The 843-nt window shown below is 63.3% G+C and carries 1 protein-coding gene; it reads right to left on the bottom strand.

Annotation, left to right across the window (positions count from 1 at the left end):
• Window positions 1-711 (bottom strand): helix-turn-helix domain-containing protein (locus GOPIP_RS11625; protein WP_231632852.1); only part of this gene is annotated, 711 nt, incomplete at its 3' end.
• Window positions 712-843 lie beyond the last annotated feature (132 nt).

Here is an 843-nt window from a genome sequence, read left to right as displayed (position 1 = left end):
GGTCAACCGCGCGGTGATGCCGTACTCGCGACACGTCCGCTCGAAGAGCACCTCAACCGGCAACGGCCGCGTGTGTCTGCCGGTGAACTGGTTGCCGTTGTCGGTGAGCACCTCGAACGGCACGCCCCATCGATTCATCGCCCCGACGAACGCTTCACACACGGCACTGCCACTGGGCTGCTCGAGAACCGCGGCGACGGTGACGAAGCGGGAATGGTCGTCGATGCCGGTCAACAGTTTGCATTCCCGGCCGCCAGCCAGGAACACACCTCCAACCAGGTCGAGTTGCCACAGATGCATCGGAGCTTCCCGCTCCCATCGCTTGTAGACCCGTTTATGTAGCTGCTCTTGAGGATTGACCAATCCGTTGCGTACCAGCACGCGGTGCACCGTGGCCCGCGCGGGCGCGGGCGCATAAGGGTCGAGGCGTCCGAGTTCGTAGACGATGCGCCGGGCACCCCACCGCCGGTGGGTGCGTCGCATTTCGCAGATCGTCGCCTCCACTTGTGGAGAGATCTGGTTCGGGCTAGTACGCGGTCGGCGAGATCGATCCGATAAACCGCCCAGACCTGATGCGGCATAGCGCTTGCGCCACGCCGTGACCGTTTGGCGAGAGACACCGTAACGGTTAGCGACCTCGATGACCGGAGCACCGTCGGCGACTTCGGTGACCGCACGGAACCTGACCTCCACACGCACCCGTGCAGCGATCTCAGCATCGGATTCAGTCTCAGCAGAGAAGGACACCCCCCACACTCTGACTGCGACCACCGACAAGCGTGAGACGTCAACGATGTCCCGACGACACGACGTCAAGCATGTCCCGAGCCCTTACACGTCACA

Origin of the sequence: Gordonia polyisoprenivorans NBRC 16320 = JCM 10675 (assembly GCF_000241325.1) — a bacterium.
Lineage (GTDB): Bacteria > Actinomycetota > Actinomycetes > Mycobacteriales > Mycobacteriaceae > Gordonia > Gordonia polyisoprenivorans.
Note: the sequence above shows the minus strand (reverse complement) of the source record. Positions and strands in the feature narration are given on the sequence as shown.